The 22,686-nt window shown below is 70.5% G+C and carries 23 protein-coding genes; 2 read left to right on the top strand and 21 right to left on the bottom strand.

The window, feature by feature from the left end:
- Positions 1-10: 10 nt before the first annotated feature.
- The 6 genes from DEJ01_RS04765 to DEJ01_RS04740 form a co-directional block, all read right to left on the bottom strand.
- Positions 11-826, bottom strand: coding sequence for an SseB family protein (locus DEJ01_RS04765; protein WP_111092334.1), 816 nt, complete (start codon positions 824-826; stop codon positions 11-13).
- A gap of 4 nt (positions 827-830) precedes the next feature.
- Entirely contained in the window at positions 831-1,577 is a 747-nt protein-coding gene (gene priA / locus DEJ01_RS04760) for a bifunctional 1-(5-phosphoribosyl)-5-((5-phosphoribosylamino)methylideneamino)imidazole-4-carboxamide isomerase/phosphoribosylanthranilate isomerase PriA (protein ID WP_017885902.1), read from the bottom strand.
- Between the two features lie 97 nt (positions 1,578-1,674).
- Positions 1,675-2,313 (bottom strand): imidazole glycerol phosphate synthase subunit HisH, encoded by a 639-nt coding sequence (gene hisH / locus DEJ01_RS04755; protein ID WP_111092333.1) that lies wholly within the window; start codon positions 2,311-2,313, stop codon positions 1,675-1,677.
- Positions 2,310-2,912 (bottom strand): imidazoleglycerol-phosphate dehydratase HisB, encoded by a 603-nt coding sequence (hisB, locus tag DEJ01_RS04750; RefSeq protein ID WP_027464776.1) that lies wholly within the window; start codon positions 2,910-2,912, stop codon positions 2,310-2,312. The genes hisH and hisB overlap by 4 nt, the downstream gene beginning before the upstream one ends.
- Complete coding sequence (locus DEJ01_RS04745; protein ID WP_111092332.1) at positions 2,909-4,015, bottom strand: histidinol-phosphate transaminase; 1,107 nt, start codon at positions 4,013-4,015, stop codon at positions 2,909-2,911. Before DEJ01_RS04745 ends, hisB begins: the two co-directional genes overlap by 4 nt.
- Before the next feature lie 64 nt (positions 4,016-4,079).
- Positions 4,080-4,457, bottom strand: coding sequence for a LysM peptidoglycan-binding domain-containing protein (locus tag DEJ01_RS04740; protein ID WP_111092331.1), 378 nt, complete (start codon positions 4,455-4,457; stop codon positions 4,080-4,082).
- Between the two features lie 236 nt (positions 4,458-4,693).
- On the opposite strand from DEJ01_RS04740, the gene lexA reads away from it, so the two are divergent.
- The gene (gene lexA, locus DEJ01_RS04735) at positions 4,694-5,338 is read left to right on the top strand and encodes a transcriptional repressor LexA (RefSeq protein ID WP_027464773.1); all 645 of its coding nucleotides are present in this window, start codon (positions 4,694-4,696) and stop codon (positions 5,336-5,338) included.
- A 198-nt stretch (positions 5,339-5,536) separates the two neighbouring features.
- Here the strand turns inward: lexA and hflX are convergent, their stop codons facing one another.
- Entirely contained in the window at positions 5,537-7,078 is a 1,542-nt protein-coding gene (hflX, locus tag DEJ01_RS04730) for a GTPase HflX (protein WP_071244993.1), read from the bottom strand.
- A 61-nt stretch (positions 7,079-7,139) separates the two neighbouring features.
- Here hflX and DEJ01_RS04725 point away from each other — a divergent pair, with 61 nt between their 5' ends.
- Positions 7,140-7,751, top strand: coding sequence for a class I SAM-dependent methyltransferase (locus tag DEJ01_RS04725; RefSeq protein ID WP_111092330.1), 612 nt, complete (start codon positions 7,140-7,142; stop codon positions 7,749-7,751).
- Positions 7,752-7,879: 128 nt separating this feature from the next.
- Here the strand turns inward: DEJ01_RS04725 and dapF are convergent, their stop codons facing one another.
- The 14 genes from dapF to DEJ01_RS04655 all read right to left on the bottom strand — a co-directional run bounded on the left by dapF (position 7,880) and on the right by DEJ01_RS04655 (position 22,666).
- Positions 7,880-8,770, bottom strand: coding sequence for a diaminopimelate epimerase (gene dapF / locus DEJ01_RS04720; RefSeq protein WP_027464770.1), 891 nt, complete (start codon positions 8,768-8,770; stop codon positions 7,880-7,882).
- Positions 8,767-9,750: a tRNA (adenosine(37)-N6)-dimethylallyltransferase MiaA gene (gene miaA / locus DEJ01_RS04715; RefSeq protein ID WP_375342376.1), complete on the bottom strand. Its 984-nt coding sequence runs from the start codon at positions 9,748-9,750 to the stop codon at positions 8,767-8,769. Before miaA ends, dapF begins: the two co-directional genes overlap by 4 nt.
- The gene (gene miaB, locus DEJ01_RS04710) at positions 9,737-11,233 is read right to left on the bottom strand and encodes a tRNA (N6-isopentenyl adenosine(37)-C2)-methylthiotransferase MiaB (protein WP_111092329.1); all 1,497 of its coding nucleotides are present in this window, start codon (positions 11,231-11,233) and stop codon (positions 9,737-9,739) included. Before miaB ends, miaA begins: the two co-directional genes overlap by 14 nt.
- Before the next feature lie 26 nt (positions 11,234-11,259).
- Positions 11,260-12,174, bottom strand: a complete 915-nt coding sequence (locus tag DEJ01_RS04705) for a regulatory protein RecX (RefSeq protein WP_111092328.1) — start codon at positions 12,172-12,174, stop codon at positions 11,260-11,262.
- Complete coding sequence (gene recA, locus DEJ01_RS04700; protein WP_027464767.1) at positions 12,171-13,232, bottom strand: recombinase RecA; 1,062 nt, start codon at positions 13,230-13,232, stop codon at positions 12,171-12,173. Before recA ends, DEJ01_RS04705 begins: the two co-directional genes overlap by 4 nt.
- A 272-nt stretch (positions 13,233-13,504) precedes the next feature.
- Positions 13,505-13,729, bottom strand: a complete 225-nt coding sequence (locus tag DEJ01_RS04695; protein ID WP_071405602.1) for a DUF3046 domain-containing protein — start codon at positions 13,727-13,729, stop codon at positions 13,505-13,507.
- 86 nt (positions 13,730-13,815) lie between these two features.
- Positions 13,816-14,124, bottom strand: coding sequence for a helix-turn-helix domain-containing protein (locus tag DEJ01_RS04690; protein ID WP_027464765.1), 309 nt, complete (start codon positions 14,122-14,124; stop codon positions 13,816-13,818).
- Positions 14,125-14,278: 154 nt separating this feature from the next.
- A complete protein-coding gene (locus DEJ01_RS04685) occupies positions 14,279-14,806 on the bottom strand; it encodes a CinA family protein (RefSeq protein WP_110864739.1) in 528 nt (175 codons plus the stop codon).
- The gene (gene pgsA / locus DEJ01_RS04680) at positions 14,803-15,447 is read right to left on the bottom strand and encodes a CDP-diacylglycerol--glycerol-3-phosphate 3-phosphatidyltransferase (protein WP_164941245.1); all 645 of its coding nucleotides are present in this window, start codon (positions 15,445-15,447) and stop codon (positions 14,803-14,805) included. Before pgsA ends, DEJ01_RS04685 begins: the two co-directional genes overlap by 4 nt.
- Before the next feature lie 5 nt (positions 15,448-15,452).
- On the bottom strand, positions 15,453-18,383 hold the full coding sequence (locus DEJ01_RS04675) for a DNA translocase FtsK (RefSeq protein ID WP_111092327.1): 2,931 nt from the start codon (positions 18,381-18,383) through the stop codon (positions 15,453-15,455).
- 123 nt (positions 18,384-18,506) lie between these two features.
- Entirely contained in the window at positions 18,507-20,183 is a 1,677-nt protein-coding gene (locus tag DEJ01_RS04670) for a ribonuclease J (protein ID WP_027464761.1), read from the bottom strand.
- Positions 20,184-20,232: 49 nt separating this feature from the next.
- Positions 20,233-21,210 carry a 4-hydroxy-tetrahydrodipicolinate synthase gene (gene dapA, locus DEJ01_RS04665; RefSeq protein WP_017885921.1) on the bottom strand — a complete coding sequence of 326 codons (978 nt, stop codon included), beginning with the start codon at positions 21,208-21,210 and terminating at the stop codon, positions 20,233-20,235.
- A 125-nt stretch (positions 21,211-21,335) separates the two neighbouring features.
- A complete protein-coding gene (locus DEJ01_RS04660; protein WP_111092326.1) occupies positions 21,336-21,836 on the bottom strand; it encodes a dihydrofolate reductase in 501 nt (166 codons plus the stop codon).
- Positions 21,836-22,666 (bottom strand): thymidylate synthase, encoded by an 831-nt coding sequence (locus DEJ01_RS04655; protein WP_111033183.1) that lies wholly within the window; start codon positions 22,664-22,666, stop codon positions 21,836-21,838. Before DEJ01_RS04655 ends, DEJ01_RS04660 begins: the two co-directional genes overlap by 1 nt.
- Positions 22,667-22,686: the final 20 nt, after the last annotated feature.

Genomic DNA, 22,686 nt, shown 5'->3' with positions numbered 1-22,686 from the left:
CTGCTGCTCGTCAGGCAGCGCGCAGGGCGACGCGCATGCTGTCGACCCGCTCCGCGATCACGGGGTCGGTCGACCACCGCTGCTGCAGCCGACCGACGAGCTCGCCGACCCGCTCGCGGTCGAGCCCCGGGTGCAGCGCCAGGCCCACCGTCAGCTCCGGCCCGGCGAACCGGCCGACCGGGTCGCCCGGCGCGAGTTCGACACGGGCGACGCTGACCTCCCCCTCGACCGAGGCCGCGAAGGCCCGGGCCACCTCGGGGTCCTCGAAGCACGGGGTCCACGGCAGGTCCTGCCCGAGCGCCCACACCGCCGGTCGACGCAGCACGAACTCGGTCGGCGACTTCGGGTCGAGCACGACGAGCTGGGTGTCCTCGCTCGCCGCGGCCATCGCCACGCGGCGGGACTCCACCGGCACCGGCCGCGCGTCCGGGTCCCACGCGTGCATGGCGTCCACCGAGGTGAACGCCGGCATCACGCTGCGACCGTCCGGACCGGCGACCGTCACGATCGAGAGTTCCTGGGTCTTGTCGACGAGCTTGCCCTGATCGGTCTCCCCCACGTCACCGGCCTCGGCGATGAGCGGGATGAGCAGCCGGGCGGTCCGGAGCGACTCGACGATCGCCGCCTGGGAGGCACCGTCGGCGATCGCACCGATGGCCGCGACCACCGCGGGGTCGGCGAGTCCGTCGTCGTCCGCGAACGCGGTGTCGTGGTGGTCGAACGTGCGACCTTCCCACGAGAAGCCCGCCGAGTCCGCCGCCCCGCCGGGGGTGTGCGCGTCGTCGGCGTCCGGCCCGGTGCCACGGCCGTTCGAGATGCCCGCCACGGCGTTACTCGGAGGCGATGTCGAGTGCGGCCGGCAGCGTGAACGCCCCGGAGTACAGCGCCTTGCCGATGATCGCGCCCTCGAGCCCGTACGGCACGAGTTCGCGGAGCGCACGGAGGTCGTCGAGCGTCGAGATCCCGCCGGAGGCCACCACGGGCTGGTCGGTCCGGTCGCACACCTGGCGGAGCAGTTCGACGTTGGGGCCCTGCAGCGTGCCGTCCTTCGTGACGTCGGTCACCACGTAGCGGGCGCACCCGGCGGCTTCCAGCCGGTCGAGCACCTCCCACAGGTCACCGGCGTCCTCGGTCCAGCCGCGGCTCGACAGCGTGGTGCCGCGGACGTCCAGCCCGACGGCGATCTGCTCGCCGTACTCACCGATCACCCGCGCGGCCCAGTCGGGGTTCTCGAGCGCCGCGGTGCCGAGGTTCACGCGCGCCGCACCGGTCGCCAGTGCCGCTTCGAGCGAGGCGTCGTCGCGGATCCCGCCGGACAGCTCGACCGAGACACCCTCGACCTCGCGGACGGCGTGCGCGATCACGCGGCGGTTGTCGCCACGACCGAAGGCCGCGTCGAGGTCGACGAGGTGGATCCACTCGGCGCCCTGGTCACGCCAGGTCCGGGCAGCGGCGACGGGGTCGCCGTAGCCGGTCTCGCTCCCCGCCTCGCCCTGGGTGAGTCGCACGGCCTGTCCGTCGACGACGTCGACAGCCGGCAGCAGGACGAGGGGCGGGGTGTCGGTGAGGTCGGTCATGGTCCTGTCGGTTTCGTTGCGGTGGAGAAGGGGCTGCGGACAGCCGGGAGGCCCGGTGCGCGTCCGGCACGGCCGTCGCGCCCGGCACCGGCCGGGTTCAGAGCGAACGCACCCAGTTGGAGAGCAGGCGGATGCCCGGCTCGCCGGACTTCTCGGGGTGGAACTGCGTGGCGGTGAGCGGCCCGTTCTCGACCGCGGCGATGAACGGCTGCCCGTGCTCGGCCCAGGTCAGACGGGGCGCGCGGAACGGCCCGTACGCCTCGAGCGGGAAGTCGGTCACCCCGTAGGAGTGCACGAAGTAGAAGCGCTCGTCGTGCAGCCCTTCGAACAGCACGGAGTCCTCGGGCGCCTGCACGGTGTTCCAGCCCATGTGCGGCAGCACCTCGGCCTGGATCTCCTGCACGGTGCCGGGCCACTGGCCGAGCCCTTCGACGTCGGCACCACGCTCGATGCCCCGCGAGAACAGGACCTGCATGCCGACGCAGATGCCGAGCACGGGTCGCCCGCCGGCCAGACGGTGGTCGACGATCTCGCCGCCCTGCACGCCCTCGAGCTGGTCGATCACGGCGGCGAACGCCCCGACGCCGGGGACGAGCAGGCCGTCGGCCTTGAGTGCCGCCTGTTTGTCCGAGGTCAGGGTGACCTCGGCGCCGGCGCGCTCGAGTGCCTTGGCTGCGGAGTGGACGTTCCCCGACCCGTAGTCGAGGACGACGACGTTCGGCTTGGCGGTTGTCACAGGGCGCCCTTCGTGGAGGGGATGCCGTCGACGCGCGGGTCCAGCTCGACCGCCTTGCGCATGGCTCGGGCGAACGCCTTGAACTCGGCTTCGGCAATGTGGTGGGGGTCGCGGCCCTCGAGCACGCGGACGTGGACGGTGATGCCGGCGTTGAACGTGATCGCCTCGAACACGTGGCGGACCATCGAGCCGGTGAAGTGGCCGCCGATGCGGTGGAACTCGAAGCCCGCGGGCTCGCCGGAGTGCACCAGGAACGGACGCCCAGAGACGTCGACGACGGCCTGGGCCAGCGCTTCGTCCAGCGGGACCAGGGCGTCGCCGTACCGGCCGATGCCGGAGCGGTCGCCGAGGGCCTGCTTGATCGCCTGACCGAGCACGATGCCGGTGTCCTCGACCGTGTGGTGCACGTCGATGTCGGTGTCACCCGTCGAGCGCACCCGCAGGTCGATCAGGGAGTGCTTGCTGAACGCCGTCAGCATGTGGTCGAAGAACGGCACGGAGGTCGAGATCGACGAGGTCCCGGTACCGTCCAGGTCGAGCTCGAGTTCGACACTCGATTCGCTCGTCGAACGGCTGATCGAGGCGGTGCGGGCGGTCATGCCTCAACCCTAACCGGCGGCTGCTCGGCGGCGACCTGCCGCATGGCGTCGAGGAACGCGGTCGTCTCGGCTTCGGTCCCCGCACTCACCCGCAGGTGGTTCGGGATCCCGAGGTCGCGCACGATCACGTCGCGCTCGAGCAGCGCCTCGAACGCGGCGCTCGGGTCGGCGACACCGCCGAACAGGACGAAGTTCGACCAGGTCTCGTAGGTGCGGTACCCCATCGCCCGCAGCTCGGTGACCATGCGGTCGCGCTGCCCCTTGATGTCGTCGACCATCGCCAGCATCTCGGGGGCGTGCCGGAGTGCCGCGATCGCGGCCGCTTGAGTCAGCGCGGACAGGTGGTACGGCAACCGGACCAACCGGACGGCGTCGACGACGGCCGGGTGCGCGGCCATGTAGCCGACCCGGGCACCGGCGAACGCGAACGCCTTGCTCATCGTGCGGGAGACCACCAGGCGCTCACGACCGGGCAGCAGCGTGAGGGCGCTCGGGGCGTCGGACGGCATGAACTCGGCGTACGCCTCGTCCACCATCACGATGCCGTCGGTCGCGTCGTAGGCGGCCGCGATCGTCTCGATGTCGAGCGGGGTGCCCGTCGGGTTGTTCGGCCCGCACAGGAACACGATGTCCGGCTGGTGCTCTCGGATCGCCGCCACGACGGTCTCGGGCGAGATGCGGAACTCGTCGTCCCGCTGGGCCGGAATCCACGTGGTGCCGGTGCCCGACGCGAGGATCGAGTGCATCGAGTAGGTGGGCGGGAACCCGAGCACCGAGCGACCGGGCCCGCCGAACGCCTGGAGGAGCTGCTGCAACACCTCGTTCGATCCGTTGGCCGCCCAGAGCTGCTCGGCGGTCAGGTCGTGTCCGAGGTAGTCGGCGAGCGACTGCCGGAGCTCGGTGAACTCGCGGTCCGGGTAGCGGTTGACCGTCAGCAGGGCCTGCCGGATCGACTCGACGATGTCGGCAGCGACGTCGTCCGGAACGGGATGCGTGTTCTCGTTGACGTTGAGCTGCACGCGGACGTGCTTCTGCGGAGCGCCGTAGGGGCTCTGCCCGCGCAGGTCGTCTCGGATCGGGAGGTCTTCGAGCGTGAATGCCACCGATCCATCGTAGGCCGCTGTCACCGTGCGACGACCAGCCGTCTGGACGGGGCTGCCCGAGTGACTACTCGCCGTCGGTGTACTTGGTGGGGATGGCGATCTCTTCGCCGGCCTGCAGCGCGGAGCCGTCGAGCGCGTTGAGGCTCACGACGTCCTGCACGAAGTCACGCGGGTCCGAGTTCGGCGCCGTCTGCTCGGCGAGCTGCCAGAGCGTCTCGCCCGGCTGGATCGTCACGGTCTCGAACTGGGTGCGTGCGCCGCCGGCGGTGGCGTCTCCGGCGGAGGCCTGCCCGCCGTTCAGCACGCCGAGGGCGACGACGACGAGGAGCGGGAGCGCGGCCAGCGTCGTGAAGACGATGCGGCCGCGCCGCGTCAGACGCAGGCGGGTACGCACGGCGGGCGCCGCAGTGCGCTGGATGTCAGCGATGGCGATGGTGCTCATGTCGTTCTTGCCTTCCCGTTCGGTGGAACCGAAGTCGTGTACCGAACATAGTTTCGAATCAGACGACGCACAAGTCCTGGGAGTGGATTTCTGCGGGGTTTTCTTGCGACACGCTCGAACAGGTGTTTGTCCGGCCCTGGCTGGTCGGATACTGTTTCGATCGACTGGGACAAGCCTGACGGGGACCACCGACATTCCCGCCGCGGCCGGACCGGCACCGACGAAAGCGAGACGACGTGGTGGACGAACTGCGGGGCCAGAAGCCGCTGACGCCGAAGCAGCAGGCGATCTTCGACGCGATCCGTGCGTCGATCGCCTCACGGGGCTACCCGCCGAGCATGCGCGAGATCGGCGACGCCGCCGGGCTCTCCTCGCTCTCCAGCGTCTCCCACCAGCTCGGCCAGCTCGAGCTCGGGGGCTGGATCCGCCGCGACCCGAACCGCCCGCGCGCGCTCGAGGTCCTGGTCGACGAGCCGTCGTCCGACGTCGGCGGCCCGGACATCGATGCCACCACGCTCGTGCCGCTCGTCGGCCGGATCGCCGCCGGTGTCCCGATCACCGCCGAGCAGCACGTCGACGAGATCATCCCGCTCCCCCGACAGCTCGTCGGCACCGGCGAGCTGTTCATGCTCAAGGTCGTCGGTGAGTCGATGATCGACGCCGCGATCTGCGACGGGGACTGGGTCGTCGTCCGGTCGCAGCAGACCGCCGAGAACGGTGACATCGTCGCGGCCATGCTCGACGAAGAGGCGACGGTCAAGGTCTTCCGCCAGCGCGACGGTCACACGTGGCTGCTGCCGCGCAACTCCGCCTTCGAGCCGATCCTCGGCGACGCGGCCTCGGTGCTCGGCAAGGTCGTCGCGGTCCTCCGCTCCCTCTGACCGCGGCCCGCGCTGCACCGGCGCGAGACGCCGTCGTCACCGTACGACGCCCCCTGCACGACGAAACGCCGCCGGATCCGGCGGCGTTTCGTGTGTTCCGGGGCGTCTCGGCGACGTGACGGCGTCCGGCGGACCCGTCACGGGCCTCCAGGCCGCGCGGCAGCGCTCCCCAGCGCCAGCGCGTGTCGGAGGTGACCGTCAGACGGTCGGGACCGGCGTGACCACGTAGGGCTCGAGCTCGGCGACCTGCCGCTGGAAGACGCGCACCCGCAGGCGCGTGCCGTCCTCGACGTAGTCGACGGACTCGACCGAGCCGGTGTCGTGCAGCGACGACACCAGGTCGCCGCGGTCGTACGGCACCACGATCGTCAGGTCGACGTCGGGCTCCGGCAGGCGGTCCTCGATGACGCTGAGGAGCTCCGGGATGCCCTCGCCCGTGCGCGCCGACACGAACACCGCGTCCGGCACGAGTCCGATGAGCACGAGGCGCTGCGCGTCGTCGATCAGGTCGGCCTTGTTGAAGACGACGATCTCCGGGATGTCACCCGCACCGACGTCGCCGATGACCTCGCGCACGGTGGACAGCTGCGCACCGGGGTCGGGGTGCGAGCCGTCGACCACGTGCACGATGACGTCGGCGTCGCCGACCTCTTCGAGGGTGGAGCGGAAGGCCTCGACGAGCTGGTGCGGCAGGTTGCGGACGAAGCCGACCGTGTCGACGAACGTGAACTCCCGGCCCTTGGCGCTCTCGGTCCGACGGACGGTGGCGTCCAACGTCGCGAACAGCTGGTTCTGCACCAGCACGCCCGCGCTCGTCAGCCGGTTGAGCAGCGACGACTTGCCGGCGTTGGTGTAGCCCGCGATCGCGACGCTCGGCACCTCGTTGCGGTTGCGCTCGGCACGCTTGGCCTCACGGGCCGGGGTGAACCCGGCGATCTGCCGGCGGAGCTTCGCCATCCGCGTGTGGATCTTGCGGCGGTCGAGCTCCATCTTCGTCTCACCGGGGCCACGAGAGCCCATGCCAGCACCTCCGGAGACCTGGCCACCGGCCTGCCGGGACATCGAGTCACCCCAACCGCGCAGTCGAGGGAGCAGGTACTGCAGCTGGGCGAGTTCGACCTGCGCCTTCCCCTCGCGGGTCTTCGCGTGCTGGCTGAAGATGTCGAGGATCACGGCCGTGCGGTCGATGACCTTCACCTTCACGACGTCCTCGAGCGCACGACGCTGCGAGGGTGCCAGTTCGGTGTCGGCGATGACCGTGTCGGCGCCGGTGGCCTTGACGACCATCGCGAGCTCCTGGGCTTTGCCCTTTCCCAGGTAGGTGGCCGGGTCCGGGTTCGGCCGACGCTGGAGGAGCCCGTCGAGCACCACGGCGCCCGCGGTCTCGGCGAGTGCCGCGAGCTCGCGGAGGGAGTTCTCGGCGTCCGAGGCGTCGCCCTGGGGGTACACGCCGATCAGGACGACCTGCTCGAGCCGCAGCTGGCGGTACTCGACCTCGGTGACGTCCTCGAGTTCGGTGGAGAGGCCGGCGACACGGCGCAGCGCCGCACGGTCCTCACGGTCGTACTGGTCGCCGTCGCCGGTCCAGCTGCGGTCGTCGACCGACTGCGTCTGGATGGCCTGGGCGGGTGCGAAGATGGACGATGCTGCGCGGTGGTCTGCGTTGCGCAACACCCTCTCGACGACACCGTCTGCGCTGTCGTCGTTGGTCTGGTGGTTCTGCTGATGGGTATCCGTCATCCTGTGCACAGGCTACCTCTGGAGGCCCTCCGACACACTCGGTTGCCGGTACGGTTCATCCATGGCGAACGACCACTACTTCTCGGCCAGCCCCGAGAGCGAACTCCGGCCGCGCCAGGTGCACGTCACGCTCGCCGGTCAGCCCCTCACCCTGTCGACCGCGGCGGGGGTCTTCAGCCCCGACGGCGTCGACCGCGGCACGAAGGTCTTGCTCGGTTCGGTGCCCGCACCCGCTGCCGACGGAGCGCTGCTCGACATCGGCTGCGGCTGGGGCCCGATCGCGATCACGATGGCCCTGCAGTCCCCCGACGCCCACGTGTGGGGCGTAGACGTCAACGAGCGGGTGCTCGGGCTCGCGCGCGCCAACGCTGCTGCTGCGGGGGCGTCGAACGTCACGGTCGCGCTGCCCGACGACGTGCCGGCCGACCTGCGCTTCCGCACGATCTGGTCGAACCCGCCGATTCGTGTCGGCAAGGACGAGCTGCACCAGATCCTGCTGACGTGGCTGCCCCGGCTCGAGGTCGGGGGCGACGCCTGGCTCGTCGTGTCGAAGGACCTCGGGGGCGACTCGTTGCAGAAGTGGCTCGTCGGGGCGCTCGGCTCGGGGTTCGCGGTCACGCGCGAGTCGACGGCGAAGGGGTTCCGCGTGATCCGGGTGCAGCGCAGCGCGTAGGGCGCGTGCGCACTTCGTGTGCGTGCACTTCGTGAGCAGGAATGGTCGGGTCGCCGCTGGGCACCCGACCATTCCTGCTCACGAAACGCCAACGAGGCTCCGCGTCAGACCGTCAGACCGTCAGACCGTCAGACCGTCAGGTCGCCGGAGAACACGAGCTCGGCGGGACCGGACAGCGAGACGTGCTCGCCGTCCTCGGTCGCCGTCATCCGCACCGTCAGCAGCCCGCCCGGCACCCGCACGCGCCAGGTGTCCGGCGCGCCCGCACCGACCCAGTAGCGCGTGGCGAGGGCAGCGGCGACGGCCCCGGTGCCGCACGAGAGCGTCTCACCGCTCCCCCGCTCGTGCACCCGCATCGTGATCTCGCCGACGCCGTCCTTGATGAGGGGGTCGCCGGGCAGCACGAACTCGACGTTCGCACCGTGCTCCGGCGCCGGGTCGAGCACCGGCAGGAAGGTCAGGTCGAGGTCCGCCAGTTCGTCCTCGGTCTCGACGGCGACGACCACGTGCGGGTTGCCCACGTCGATGCCGATGCCGGGCCGCGCGCCGTCGAGGTTCTTGGCCCGGACGAGCACGTCGTCGGAGCCACCGCCCTCGATGCCCAGGCCCCAGCGACCGAGGTCGGCGGCGAACCCGTTCGTGGTGCGCTGGATGTCGACCAGCCCCTTGCGACTGCCGACGGTGAGCGTCTCGCCGGGAGCGAGCTCGACCAGGCCCGACTCGGTCAGGTACCGGGCGAACACGCGGATGCCGTTGCCGCACATCTCCGCGACCGTGCCGTCGGCGTTGTGGTAGTCCATGAACCAGGTCGCCTCGGGCTCGACGGCCACGAGCGCCCGCCCCTCGGGGATCGCCTCGGACCGCACGGCGCGGATCACGCCGTCGCCGCCCACGCCGAAGCGCCGGTCCGCGATGGCGCGGATCCGCTCGGGGGTCAGGTCGACGGTGGCGTCGGGGTCGGCGAACAGGACGAAGTCGTTGCCGGTCCCCTGGCCCTTGGTGAAGTGCAGCTCGGTCACGGCACGATCCTACGGGCCAGTTCCGTCAGGTCGCCGCGGTCCGCGCCCGTGACGTCGAGCGTCTCGGCATCGGCGTACCGGCGGAACCACGACACCTGCCGCCGGGCGTACTTCCGGGTCGCGATGCCGGTCGCCTCGACCGCCTGTTCGCGGGTCGCCGTGCCGGCGAGCACCTCGAGCGCCTGCGAGTACCCGATCGCGCCCCGCGCGGTCTTGCCCTGCTCGAGTCCCTCCTCGCGGAGGGCCGCGACCTCGTCGACGAGTCCGGCCTCGAACATTCGCGCGGCCCGCTCGTGCAGCGCCGACACCAGCTGCTCGCGGTCACGCCGCAGGTGCAGGATCCGGGACGGTCGCCAGGCGCGGGGCGCGGCCGGGAGGCTCGGGGTCACGACCTCGGATCGGCTCGCGATCTCGAGTGCACGGATCAACCGCCGTGGGTTGCGCGCGTCGATCGTCGCGGCGGCTGCCGGGTCGAGGGCCCGGAGTCGCTCGAGCAGGAGGCCCGGGCCGAGCTCTTCGTGCTCGCGCTCGAGCTGCGCACGGAGCGCGGGATCGGTGCCCGGGAACGCCAGGTCGAACAGCACCGCGGAGACGTACAGGCCGCTGCCGCCGACGAGGACGGCCACACCACCGTCGGCCTGGATCCGGTCGACGTCGGCCCGGGCGGCGACCTGGTAGGCGGCGACGCTCGCCTCGTCGGTGACGTCGAGCACGTCGAGCTGGTGGTGCGGGATGCGGTGCCGTTCGGCCGGCGGCAGCTTCGCGGTGCCGATGTCCATGCCCCGGTACAGCTGCATGGCGTCCGCGTTGATGATCTCGGCATTCCGGCCGGCAGCACGCAGCCGTTCCGCGATCGCGATACCGAGGTCGGACTTCCCGGTGCCCGTCGCCCCGACGACTGCGATCAGGTCCGCGGCGTCACCGGGTGCGGGCGACGCGGCGCTCGTCGGCACAGCCCCGGGGAGCTCAGCGCCCGACACGGAGCGTCGGCAGCCCGAGCGAGACCGGACGGGGCCCGTCGCCCGTGGCGGCAGCGGGCGTGGGCACGCCGCAGCTCTCGGCCTGCGCGCGGTCCCAGGCGTCGCCGGCCCGCGTGCGTCGGATGCGCAGCGGAGCGTCGTCGTCGGCGAGCAGGAAGTGTGGCGCCGCACGGGTGATGTCCACAGTCACGACGTCGCCCGGGCGCGGGACCTCGGACCCGGCGGGCACGGTGAAGTGCACGAGCCGGGAGTCCTCGGCGCGACCGGAGAGCCGGCGGGTGGCGTCATCTTTACGCCCTTCGCCCGAGGCGACGAGCACCTCGACGCTCCGACCGACCTGCAGCGCGTTCTCTTCCGCGGTGATGCGTTCCTGCAGGGCGACGAGTCGCTCGTAGCGCTCCTGCACGATGTGCTTCGGCAGCTGGTCGTCCATCGTCGCGGCCGGCGTGCCCGGGCGGATCGAGTACTGGAACGTGAACGCCGAGGCGAACCGTGCCTGCTCGACGACGCGCAGGGTGTCCTCGAAGTCGGCATCGGTCTCGCCGGGGAACCCGACGATGATGTCGGTGGAGATCGCCGCGTGCGGGATCTTCGCGCGGACGCGGTCGAGGATGCCGAGGAACCGCTCGCTCCGGTAGCTCCGGCGCATGGCCTTGAGCACCCGGTCGGAACCCGACTGCAGCGGCATGTGCAGCTGGGGCATCACGTTCGGGGTCTCGGCCATCGCGTCGATGACGTCGTCGGTGAACGCCGCCGGGTGCGGGCTCGTGAAGCGGACGCGCTCGAGGCCCTCGATGGCACCGGTGGCCCGCAGCAGCTTGCCGAACGCCTGTCGGTCGCCGAACTCGACCCCGTAGGAGTTCACGTTCTGCCCGAGCAGCGTGACCTCGATCGCGCCGTCGTCGACGAGCGCCTGGATCTCGGCCAGGACGTCACCGGGACGGCGGTCCTTCTCCTTGCCACGGAGCGAGGGGACGATGCAGAACGTGCAGGTGTTGTTGCAGCCGACGGAGATGGAGACCCAGCCGCTGTGCGTCGAGTCGCGCTTGGTGGGCAGCGTCGACGGGAAGACGTCGAGCGCCTCGAGGATCTCGATCTGCGCCTCGTCGTTGTGCCGCGCCCGCTCGAGCAGGGTCGGCAGCGACCCCATGTTGTGCGTGCCGAAGACGACGTCGACCCAAGGCGCCTTCTCGAGGATGACGTTCTTGTCCTTCTGCGCCAGGCACCCGCCGACGGCGATCTGCATGCCGGGGTGCTCGCGCTTGATGCCCGCGAGCTGCCCGAGGTTGCCGTACAGCCGGTTGTCCGCGTTCTCGCGCACCGCGCAGGTGTTGATGACGACGACGTCGGCCTGCGCACCGTCCGCAGCGGTGTAGCCCGCGGCCTGCAGTGAGCCGCTCAACCGCTCGGAGTCGTGGACGTTCATCTGACACCCGTAGGTGCGGACTTCGTAGGTGCGGGGGCGCGCTTCGACGGTGGCCATGGTCGTCCCAGTGTAGGTCGGAGCGGCTACTCGAACCGGACGGTCCCGCGGCCGGAAGGCGGCCGCTTCCCGCCACCGTCGAGGGCACGTGCCACAGCGATCCGGACGACGCCGGAGCTGTAGCCCTTGCGCATCAGGAAGCCGGACAGCCGGCGTTCCGCGGTCGCCCGGTCGAGCCCGCGCATCTGCGGCGCCCGCTTGTCGGCGAGTTCCTGCGCGCGGAGGAACTCGTCGTCCTCGTCATCGGCGGCTTCGTCGAGTGCGGTGTCGATCGCCACCTGGTCGATCCCCCGGCGACGGAGCTCGGTCACGACACCCTGTCGACCGAGGCCCTTGCGGGCGTGCAGTCGATCCACCAGGTCGGTGGCGAGGGCGACGTCGTCGAGGAGCCCGACACGGGTCAACCGCTCGATCTCGTGCTCGACCACGTCGGGGTCGAGGTCCTGCTGCAGCAGCAGGGTCCGCATCTCGGACTCGCTCACGCCCTTGCGCCCGAGGGCACGCAGGCTGAGCCGTTCGGCGTCCGCGCGCTGTTCGTCGAGCGGACGGGGTGCGTCGGCCGGGTCGATCTCCTCGCCGCCGGCGATGGAGAACACCGACGCCGTGGTGGCGTCAGCCGTCTCGGAGTCGTAGCCGTCCTGCTCCGCACGGGTCGAGCGCCCGCTGCCGTCACCGATGACGGGCGACACCCATGCTGCCGGCCCACGGGCACCGTGCAGGGGCACCGGCGAATCGGCGTCGAACGATGCGGGGAACTCCTCCGCACGACCTTCGTCCGACTCGGGCAGCGCCCAGCCGTCGGTGTCGCGCGGTTCGTCCGGTGACACCGGAGGCTCAGGGATCGCGGGCGTCACCGGGGTGACGGGGGCACGGCGACGCGACCTCGCACCGAACAGGTCGGTGACCGGTGCGAGGCCGTCGTCGTCGTGGTCGGTGCTCACGCGCCCTTGCGCTCCGCGAGCTTCGGAGCGATCGACTCGACCGGGGCATCCTCGGCCTTGGCGCCGCCGACACCGAGCTTGGCGAGGATCTTGCCTTCGATGTCGGCAGCGATCTCGGGGTTCTGGATCAGGAAGGAACGCGAGTTCTCCTTGCCCTGCCCGAGCTGGTCGCCGTCGTAGGTGTACCAGGCGCCCGACTTCTTGACGATGCCGTGGTCGACACCGAAGTCGAGCAGCGAGCCTTCGCGCGAGATGCCGACGCCGTACAGGATGTCGAACTCGGCCTGCTTGAAGGGCGGCGCCATCTTGTTCTTGACGACCTTGACGCGCGTGCGGTTGCCCACCGCGTCGGTGCCGCTCTTGAGCGTCTCGATGCGGCGGATGTCGAGGCGGACGGACGCGTAGAACTTCAGCGCCTTACCGCCCGAGGTGGTCTCGGGCGAACCGAAGAACACGCCGATCTTCTCGCGCAGCTGGTTGATGAAGATCATCGTGGTCTGCGTCTGGTTCAGGCCACCGGCGAGCTTTCGCAGGGCCTGGGACATGAGGCGGGCCTGCAGACCGACGTGCGAGTCACCCATCTCGCCCTCGATCTCGGCACGGGGCACGAGGGCCGCGACGGAGTCGATGACGATGAGGTCGATGGAGCCGGAGCGGACCAGCATGTCCGCGATCTCGAGCGCCTGCTCGGCGGTGTCGGGCTGCGACACGAGCAGGGCGTCGATGTCGACACCGAGCTTCTTGGCGTACTCGGGGTCGAGCGCGTGCTCGGCGTCGATGAAGGCCGCGATGCCACCGGCGCGCTGGGCGTTGGCGATGGCGTGGATGGTGAGGGTCGTCTTACCCGACGACTCCGGGCCGTAGATCTCGACGATGCGGCCGCGGGGCAGGCCACCGATGCCGAGCGCGACGTCCAGCGCCACCGACCCGGTCTGGATGACGTTGACGGGGGCGCGTTCGTCCGAACCGAGGCGCATGATCGCACCCTTGCCGAACTGCCTGTCGATCTGTGCGAGTGCGGTCTCGAGGGCCTTCTCGCGGTCTGCCGGTGATGGCATGGGGTGCTCCTTCGTGCTCGTGTTCGGCCGCCTGTAGGCTGTCGCGTCCACGCCGGCCGATGGTGCAAGGCCGATGGTTCTGCGACAAGGCTTCGGGCTGTTCCCGATGTCCATCAACCTATGGCGAGCCACCGACATCACTGCCGACGGTCACGCGATCTGTGGATGGAACATCCGGGCGACGCCGCTGTGGAGGAAGCTACCACCGATCGAACACGCGTTCGAGCAACACGCCGAACACAGTTTCGGGTGCGCGGCCCCGCCGGACCCGCTCAGTCCTGGGGTTCGGCGAGGCCCTTGCCGTGCCGCCGGTCCATCGGGACGTCCTGCGAGTCACACAGTGCGTCCCACACCCGGCGGGCCTCGATGCCGGCGGCGAGGGCGTCCACGGCGGAGCGACCGCCCAGCCCCTCGAGCACGACGTCACGGGTGACCACGGAACCGTAGGCCTCACCGAACACCTGGTCGACGGCTCGCCAGAACTCACTCACGCGCATCCGACCAGCCTAGGCGCGTGGTCGTGGGCCGGAACGCAGAACGCCCCCGCCGGGAAGGACCGGCGAGGGCGTTCGGTGCGGTGCGCTCAGCGAACCGCGAGGTCGTTGTCGAACTCGGCGACGAGGTCGTCCGGGAGCGTGTCGGGGACGGGGGTCAGCCCCTCGACGATCGCGAGGCGGTCGCCCACTTCGCGCATGATGGTCGAGATGGGCGTGTCCAGAGCATCCGCGACGGACGCGAGGATCTCCGAGCTGGCTTCCTTCTGCCCGCGCTCGACCTCACTGAGGTACCCGAGCGCGACACTGGCCTTGGACGCGACCTGACGGAGGGTCCGGCCCTTCTGCAAGCGGAAGTCCCGGAGCACATCGCCGATTTCCTGACGAACGAGAACCATGAGAACTCCTCCTCTCTGTCGTCTCCGCGCCCGCTCGGTCCGGTGGATCGAGTTCGGGTTCAGCAACAATAGCGTTGCCGGTTGCAGCATGTTAGCCAGGCTGGCTGCCGTACTGCTGGAGATTTCGTGAGATGTAACCCAGTGGAAACGGGACCTATTCCCGGCCCCGGACCTCGGACGACATCCGTGCAAGGAGTTCGGAGACGGTGGCGTGCCGGATTGCTCCCCGGTCACCGTCGAGGTGCAGCTCGAAGGCTTCAGCTCCCGCGGCGGAGGCGATCCCCACGTACACGGTGCCGACGGGCTTGCCGTCCTGCGGGTCCGGGCCGGCGACGCCCGTCGTGCTGATCCCCCACGTCGCGGGTTCCCCGTCGACGGACAGCGCGATCCGGACACCGGCGGCCATCTGCCGGGCGACCTCCGGGTGCACGGCGCCCTCGGCCTCGAGCAGCTCCGCCGAGACCCCGAGCACCGAGTGCTTCACGGGCGTCGCGTACGCCACGACGCCGCCGCGGACGACGGCGCTCGCGCCCGGCACGTCGACGAGCGTCGCGACGACGAGTCCGCCGGTCAGCGACTCCGCCACGGCGAGGGTCTCGCCCCGAGCCGTCAGCTCGGCGATGAGTCCCGGTGCGACCGGGACGGGAGGCGCGGCCTGCGTCGAGCGGTCGGGCCCGGTCATGCGGTGGTGCGGTTGTGCTTCCATGCCTGCCAGAGGTAGTCGATCCCGCTCAGGATCGTTGCCAGGAACGCGGCCGTCATCAGGATGCCGTTGACCCAGTGCGCCCAGTCGCCGACCAGGTTCCACCACGGGAACAGCGCGGCCGTCAGGGCGACGGCCTGCAGCACGGTCTTGATCTTGCCGCCGCGGCTGGCCGGGATCACCCGGTCGGAGAGCACCGCGAACCGGAAGACCGTGATGCCGATCTCGCGCACCATGATCAGCACGGTCACGTACCAGGGCAGCTCGGCCAGGATCGACAGCGCGACGAGCGCACCACCGATGAGCACCTTGTCGGCGATCGGGTCGACGAGCTTGCCGAAGTCCGTGACCAGGTTCTGCCGACGGGCGATGATGCCGTCGGCGCTGTCCGTGACGATGGCCACGACGAAGACGACCGCCGCCCAGATGCGCAGCGGCCCGTCGTTGCCGGCGTCGGTGAGCAGCAGGACGAAGAACAGCGGCGCCATGAGGATGCGCACCACCGTGATGATGTTCGCGACGTTCGCGGTCGACGCCGGGCCAGGGCCCTTGCGCAGCAGCCGCCCGCGCCACGGGAACCGTGCGCCGTGCGTGGTGTTCGTGCTGTCCGAGGCGGTCATCGCCGTCACTCCCTGCCCGTCAGTCCCCACGCGTCCTCATCGGGCTCGTCGTGGACTTCATCGTACCCGCGGGTCATGTCGCCGACGGGGTCTGCTCCGTACCGGTCGCCGTCGCCGGACGGCGTCGGGGCCGGCGCTGCCGGAGCGGCCGCGGCGGGCGGCTCCTCGCCACGGAGCTTCGCGAGCACCGCGGGCAGCTGGTCGGCGGTCACCAGGACGTCGCGGGCCTTCGACCCCTCGGACGGCCCGACGATGTCGCGCGACTCCATCAGGTCCATCAGGCGACCGGCCTTGGCGAAGCCGACGCGGAGCTTGCGCTGCAGCATCGACGTCGAGCCGAACTGGGTCGACACGACCTGCTCGACGGCCGCGAGCAGCAGTTCGAGGTCGTCACCGATGTCGGCGTCGATCTCCTTGCGCTCGACCACGGCCTGGACGTCCTGGCGGTACTCGGGCTGCGCCTGCCGCGTGACGTGCTGGACGACCTCGGCGACCTCGCCCTCCTGCACCCACGCACCCTGCACGCGGAGCGACTTGGACGAGCCCATCGGCAGGAAGAGCGCGTCGCCCTGACCGATGAGCTTGTCGGCGCCCGGCTGGTCGAGGATGACGCGGGAATCCGTGACGCTCGTCACCGCGAAGGCGATGCGCGACGGCACGTTCGCCTTGATCAGGCCGGTGATGACGTCGACCGAGGGGCGCTGCGTCGCGAGCACCAGGTGGATGCCGGCGGCGCGGGCGAGCTGGGTGATGCGGACGATCGACTCCTCGACGTCGCGCGGCGCCACGAGCATGAGGTCGGCGAGCTCGTCGACGACGACGAGCAGGTACGGGTACGGCTTGAGCTTCCGCTCACTGCCCGCCGGCAGGACGATCTCGTTGTTCTCGATCGCCTTGTTGAAGTCGTCGACGTGGCGGAACCCGAACGACGCCAGGTCGTCGTACCGCATGTCCATCTCCTTCACGACCCACTGCAGCGCTTCGGCCGCCTTCTTCGGGTTCGTGATGATGGGCGTGATGAGGTGCGGGACACCGGCGTAGATGGAGAGTTCGACGCGCTTCGGGTCGACCAGGACCATGCGGACCTCGGACGGCTTCGCACGCATCAGCAGCGACGTGATCATCGAGTTGATGAACACCGACTTGCCGGAACCGGTGGAGCCGGCGACGAGCAGGTGCGGCATCTTCGCGAGGTTCGCGACGACGAAGCCGCCCTCGACGTCCTTGCCGACGCCGATCGTCATCGGGTGCTTCGACTTCCGGGCGGCGTTCGAACGCAGCACGTCGCCGAGCGAGACGATCTCACGGTCGGTGTTCGGGATCTCGACGCCGATGGCGCTCTTGCCCGGGATCGGCGACAGGATGCGGACCTCGTTCGAGGCGACCGCGTACGACAGGTTCTTCGACAGGGCCGTGACGCGCTCGACCTTGACGCCGGGGCCGAGCTCGATCTCGTACCGGGTCACCGTCGGCCCGCGGGAGAACCCGGTGACCTTCGCGTCGACCTTGAACTCGGTGAGCACCCCGGTGATCGCGGCGACGATGTCGTCGTTCGCCTGGCTCCGCGCGACCGAGGGCGTTCCGGAACTCAGCGTCGTGGCGGCGGGCAGTCGGTAGGGCTTCGACGGATCGTCGTCGGAACCGGCGGCGGCTGCACTCAGCTCGGCGGCGGCGTCGATGTCCTCTGGCTCGTCGACGATCTCGGGCTCGGACAGCACCTCGGGCACCGCGGGACGGATGTCGGCGGTCGGCTCCGGCCGCGCGGGGACGTCGGTGCCGAACGCGCGGAGCGCCTGCTCGGCGTCCTGCAGGTCCTGCTCGACGGAGTCGTTGAGGTTGACCGACGCGGGCTCGGCCGGCGTGAGGTCGACGAGCCCGGCGGCGGCACCGGCGTTCGGGCTCACGGCGGGCGCAGCGGGCACGACGGGGGCAGCGGGTGCGACGGCAGCGGCAGCCGGGGCGACCCCGGTGGCCGGGGGCAGCACGGGGCTGTCGTACGCCGGGTCCTCTTCGCGCCCGGACTTGTTCCGGCGCCACCACGGCACGTTGTCGCCACCGGCTTCGGCGTCGGCAGCGGCCTGCTCGTCACCGAACCCGAGGTCGTCGAACAGCTGGAAGTCGGTGTCGCCCTTCTTGCCGCGCTTCGACGTGCGGGCGCGGGCGGCGGGCTCCGCCGCGGCGGCGTCGGCCTCGGGTTCTGCTGCGGGGGCCGGGGCGCCGAACAGGTAGGCGTAGAGCTCGTGCAGGCGTCGCCCGAGCTTGTTCGGCGGCGTCTTGGTGATGATGAAGAGCGAGAGCACCAGCAGCACGATCGCCACGGGGACGGCCACCCAGGCGGTCGCGATCGTGACGAGCCAGCCGATGACCACCCAGCCGAGCACCCCACCGGCGGCGGCCAGCGCGGGCATGCCGTCGGCCGCGCTCGGACGGCCGCCGAAGACGTGGCAGAGCGAGGCGATCGACACGATCAGGATGCCCAGGCCGATGCCGATCCGGGTGTTGTCGTGCACCGAGGCCGGGTGCCGGAACAACCACCCGGCGAACACGATCATGATGACGGGCAGGGCGAACGCCAGGCGGCCGAACAGCCCACCGAACGTGTACGCGTCGAGTGCGACGGAGACACTGTTGGTCGGGTTGAGCCACTCGACGACCCCGCCGGCGATGGCCAGCAGGAACAGCAGGAACGGGAACCCGTCGCGCCGCTGGTCCTTCTCGAGGGTCTCCTTGCCGAGCAGCCGGAACATCGCGCCGACGCCGTGCGCCATCGCGAGCCAGAAGGTCACGAGCGGGTTCTGCTCGCGGAACACCGGCGTGGGTGCGGCCTGCGGCAGCTTCTTCGTCGTGGCCTGGGTGCGCGACGAACCGCGCGTCCCGTTGCCACGGGACGACGTGGACGCGCGCGAGCGCGTGGTCGACTTGGTGCCTCCGGCCATGGGCAGAACCCTAACGCCCGCTCAGGACAAACGCAGGAAGGCCCGCCGCAGCGTCCGTGACGGACGCTGGACGGGCCTCCCGGGCCGGACGGACGCGAACGCGCGCCCACCCGCGAACGGGCCCTACGCCTCGATGACCACCGGGACGATCATCGGACGACGGCGGTGCTTCGTGTTCACCCAGCGACCGACCGTGCGACGGACGACCTGCGCGAAGGCGTGCGAGTCGCGCGTGCCGTTGGCCGCGGCCTCGGAGATCGCCTTGGCGATCTGCGGGCGGACGTCGTCGAACACGGAGTCGTCCTCGGCGAAGCCGCGCGACTGGATCTCCGGGCCGATCACGCACTGCCCGGTGGTGAAGTCCACCGCGCAGAAGATGGAGATGAAGCCCTCTTCCGCCAGGACGCGGCGGTCCTTCAGGTCGGCGTCGGTGATCTCACCGACGGTGGAGCCGTCGACGTAGACGTAGCCGATGTCGAGCTGGCCGGCGACCGTCGCGACGCCGTCCTTCAGGTCGACGACGATGCCGTCCTGCCCGAGGATCACGTTGCGCGGCGGGACACCCGTCTGGATCGCCAGGTCGGCGTTCGCGTACAGGTGGCGGTGCTCGCCGTGGACGGGGAGCACGTTGCGCGGCCGCAGGATGTTGTAGCAGTAGAGCAGCTCGCCGGCGGAGGCGTGTCCGGAGACGTGCACCTTGGCGTTGCCCTTGTGCACGACCTTCGCGCCGAGCTTGGTGAGCCCGTCGATCACGCGGTAGACGGCGTTCTCGTTGCCCGGGATGAGCGACGACGCGAGGATGACGGTGTCGCCCTCGCCGATCTCGATCTGGTGCTCGAGGTTCGCCATGCGGGCCAGGACGGCCATCGGCTCACCCTGCGACCCGGTCGACATGTAGACGATCTGGTCGTCGGGGACGTTCTTCGCCTTCTTCGTGTCGATGAGCACGTTCTCCGGCACCCGCAGGTACCCGAGGTCGGCGGCGATCGTCATGTTGCGGATCATCGAGCGCCCCATGAACGCGACCTTGCGGTTCGCGGCCGCGGCGGCGTCGAGGACCTGCTGCACGCGGTGCACGTGCGACGAGAAGCTCGCCACGACGACCTTCTTGCGGGCGCGCATGATGATGTTCTCGAGCACCGGGCCGATGTCGCGCTCCGGAGCGGTGAAGCCCGGCACGTCGGCGTTCGTGGAGTCCGGCAGGAACAGGTCCACACCGGCCTCGCCCAGACGGGCGAACGCACGGAGGTCGGTGATGCGGTCGTCCAGCGGGAGCTGGTCCATCTTGAAGTCACCTGTGTGCAGCACACGACCGGCGGGGGTCGTGATCGCGACGGCGAGGGCGTCCGGGATGGAGTGGTTCACGGCGACGAACTCGAGGTGGAACGGGCCGATCTGCTCGGTCTGGTCCTCGGCCACGACGAGCGTGTACGGCTTGATCCGGTGTTCCTTGAGCTTCGCCTCGACCAGCGCGAGGGTCAGCGTGGAGCCGATCAGCGGGATGTCGTCGCGGAGCTTCAGCAGGTACGGGACGGCGCCGATGTGGTCTTCGTGGCCGTGCGTGAGCACGACCCCGAGGACGTCGTCGAGGCGGTCACGGATCGGCGAGAAGTCCGGCAGGATCAGGTCGACACCGGGCTGGTGCTCCTCGGGGAACAGCACGCCGGCGTCGACGATGAGCAGCTTGCCCTCGTACTCGTAGACGGTCATGTTGCGACCGATCTCGCCGAGGCCCCCGATGGGGACGACGCGGAGGGTGCCGGCTTCGAGCGGCTGCGGTTCGGAGATCTGTGTGGGCATTCGGTCCTACGGATTCGGGCGACGCGCGTGCTGCGCGCCGCGGTGTTCGCTAGCGGGTGGTGCCTGGCACCTTCGGTAGTGCACCGCCGGCCGCCGCGTTGCGGTCGGGGCGGAAGTTCGAGAAGTCGGCGCCGGGCACGTCGCGCACGGCTTCGAGGGAGGTCTCGATGGCGTACGCCTCGGAGTCCTCGGGGCCGACGAGCGGCAGTCGGACGCGCGGGCTGCCGATGCGGCCGAGCCCGTGCAGGATGTACTTCGCGGCCACGGTACCGGGAACGTGCGTCATCACGGCGCGGACGAGCGGCTCGAGTCGCTTGTGCTCGGCCGTCGCGGTGGCCAGGTCGCCCCGGTTCACGGCGTCGACGATGGTGCGGTACGGCGCGCTCGTGATGTTCGCGGTCACGCCGATCAGGCCGGTGGCGCCGATCGACAGGTGCGGGAGCACGTTCGTGTCGTCCCCGGAGAAGTACATGAGGTCGGTGTTGTTCAGCACCCGTGAGACCTCGGCGAAGTCGCCCTTGGCGTCCTTCACCGCGAGGATGTTCGGGTGCTTGGACGCACGCAGGATCGTGTCGTACGTGATCGGGATGCCGGTGCGGCCCGGGATGTCGTACAGGATCACCGGCAGGTCGGTGGCGTCCGCGATCATCCGGAAGTGGGTGAGGACACCCGACTGCGTCGGCTTGTTGTAGTACGGCGTGACGATCATCACGCCGTCCGCGCCGGCCTTCTCGCTCTGCTTGTACAGGTGGATCGCGTGCGCGGTCTCGTTCGAGCCACCGCCCGTGATGATCTTCGCGCGGCCGGCGGCGACGGACTTGCCGACCTCGACCAGACGGAGCTTCTCCGGGTCGGTCAGCGTCGACGTCTCGCCGGTCGTGCCGGTGACGACGATGCCGTCGGCGCCGGCGGTGATGCAGTCGTCGATGTGCTGCTCGACGCCGGGCCAGTCGACCTCGCCGTCGGCCGTGAACGGGGTCACGAGGGCGACGAGGACCTGACCGAAGGGATTCTCACGCGGGGACACGGGCACCAGCGTACCGGGGATGCGCGCGAGGACCGCCGTCCGTGTGGACGGTGGACCGCCTGCGGCGCGGCCGGGAGGCCCGGATCACGTCCGTCCCGCCGGTCACGCCCGGCCCGTGCGGGCGCTCAGGCGCGGCGCTGCCACTCCAGGAACCGGTAGCGGGTGCCGCCGTTCCGGGACTCCTGCCAGGGGCCCTCGTCGGTGAGCATCCAGCCGGCAGCCTCGTCGAGCGTGGGTGCGACGGTGTCGCCGGGCACGTCGACGTCGATCAGGGTCTCGGAGACGTGGTCGGCCGCGTCGAGTGCCGCGGCGTAGACCTGACCGCCGCCGATCACCCACACGGTCTCGTCGGCGCTGTCGGCACGCTCGAGTTCGGCCTGCAGGTCGTGCACGACCTCGGCGCCGTCGGCCGTCCACGTCGTGTCCCGGGTGAGCACGACGTTGCGCCGACCGGGCAGCGGCCGGAAGCGCTCGGGCAGGGACTCCCAGGTGCGCCGGCCCATCAGCACGGTCGCGTCGCCGGTGACCTGCTTGAAGTGCGCCAGGTCCTCGGGCACGTGCCAGGGCATGCCGCCGTCGGCACCGATGACGCCGGTGGTCGAGCGGGCCCAGACCATGCCGATCATCAGACGGCGACCGCGGCCTTGATCGCCGGGTGGTGCTCGTAACCGACGACGGTGAAGTCCTCGTACTCGTAGTCGTCGATCGAGTCGCGCGGTGCGAGTTCGAGCGTCGGCATCGGGTACGCCGTGCGGGACAGCTGCTCCTCGACCTGTTCGACGTGGTTGTCGTAGATGTGGCAGTCGCCGCCGGTCCAGACGAAGTCGCCGACCTCGAGCCCGGTCTGCGCCGCGATCATGTGGGTCAGCAGCGCGTACGAGGCGATGTTGAACGGGACGCCGAGGAACATGTCGGCGCTCCGCTGGTAGAGCTGGCACGAGAGCTTGCCGTCGTTGACGAAGAACTGGAAGAAGGCGTGGCACGGGGCGAGCGCCATGTCCGGCACGTCGGCGACGTTCCACGCCGAGACGATGAGCCGGCGGCTGTCCGGGTTGGTCTTGATCTGCTCGATGACCTGGGCGATCTGGTCGACGTGCTCGCCCGAGGGGGTCGGCCACGAGCGCCACTGCACGCCGTACACCGGGCCGAGGTCGCCGTCGGCGTCCGCCCACTCGTTCCAGATCCGGACACCGTGCTCCTGCAGCCAGGTGGCGTTGCCCTCGCCACGGAGGAACCAGAGGAGCTCGTACGCGACCGACTTGAAGTGCACGCGCTTGGTGCTGACGAGGGGGAAGCCCTTCGACAGGTCGTAGCGGAGCTGTGCGCCGAACAGGCTGCGGGTGCCGGTGCCGGTGCGGTCACCCTTCGGCGAGCCCTCCGTCAGGACCCGGCGGAGCAGGTCTTCGTAGGGCGTCGGGACGGAGGCGTCGGGCTGTACGGTCTCGCTGTCGGTCACACACAGAAGCCTACGTCGGT

Source organism: Curtobacterium sp. MCLR17_040 (assembly GCF_003234735.1).
Taxonomy (GTDB): domain Bacteria; phylum Actinomycetota; class Actinomycetes; order Actinomycetales; family Microbacteriaceae; genus Curtobacterium; species Curtobacterium flaccumfaciens.
Note: the sequence above shows the minus strand (reverse complement) of the source record. Positions and strands in the feature narration are given on the sequence as shown.

What these genes read in the sequence shown, in the direction of transcription:
- priA (WP_017885902.1), bottom strand. Translation starts at nt 1,577, where the DNA reads ATGACCGACCTCACCGACACCCCGCCCCTCGTCCTGCTGCCGGCTGTC.
- hisB (WP_027464776.1), bottom strand. Translation starts at nt 2,912, where the DNA reads ATGACCGCCCGCACCGCCTCGATCAGCCGTTCGACGAGCGAATCGAGT.
- DEJ01_RS04740 (WP_111092331.1), bottom strand. Translation starts at nt 4,457, where the DNA reads ATGAGCACCATCGCCATCGCTGACATCCAGCGCACTGCGGCGCCCGCC.
- hflX (WP_071244993.1), bottom strand. Translation starts at nt 7,078, where the DNA reads ATGACGGATACCCATCAGCAGAACCACCAGACCAACGACGACAGCGCA.
- DEJ01_RS04725 (WP_111092330.1), top strand. Translation starts at nt 7,140, where the DNA reads ATGGCGAACGACCACTACTTCTCGGCCAGCCCCGAGAGCGAACTCCGG.
- miaB (WP_111092329.1), bottom strand. Translation starts at nt 11,233, where the DNA reads ATGGCCACCGTCGAAGCGCGCCCCCGCACCTACGAAGTCCGCACCTAC.
- recA (WP_027464767.1), bottom strand. Translation starts at nt 13,232, where the DNA reads ATGCCATCACCGGCAGACCGCGAGAAGGCCCTCGAGACCGCACTCGCA.
- DEJ01_RS04695 (WP_071405602.1), bottom strand. Translation starts at nt 13,729, where the DNA reads ATGCGCGTGAGTGAGTTCTGGCGAGCCGTCGACCAGGTGTTCGGTGAG.
- DEJ01_RS04690 (WP_027464765.1), bottom strand. Translation starts at nt 14,124, where the DNA reads ATGGTTCTCGTTCGTCAGGAAATCGGCGATGTGCTCCGGGACTTCCGC.
- DEJ01_RS04685 (WP_110864739.1), bottom strand. Translation starts at nt 14,806, where the DNA reads ATGACCGGGCCCGACCGCTCGACGCAGGCCGCGCCTCCCGTCCCGGTC.
- pgsA (WP_164941245.1), bottom strand. Translation starts at nt 15,447, where the DNA reads ATGACCGCCTCGGACAGCACGAACACCACGCACGGCGCACGGTTCCCG.
- DEJ01_RS04675 (WP_111092327.1), bottom strand. Translation starts at nt 18,383, where the DNA reads ATGGCCGGAGGCACCAAGTCGACCACGCGCTCGCGCGCGTCCACGTCG.
- DEJ01_RS04670 (WP_027464761.1), bottom strand. Translation starts at nt 20,183, where the DNA reads ATGCCCACACAGATCTCCGAACCGCAGCCGCTCGAAGCCGGCACCCTC.
- DEJ01_RS04660 (WP_111092326.1), bottom strand. Translation starts at nt 21,836, where the DNA reads ATGATCGGCATGGTCTGGGCCCGCTCGACCACCGGCGTCATCGGTGCC.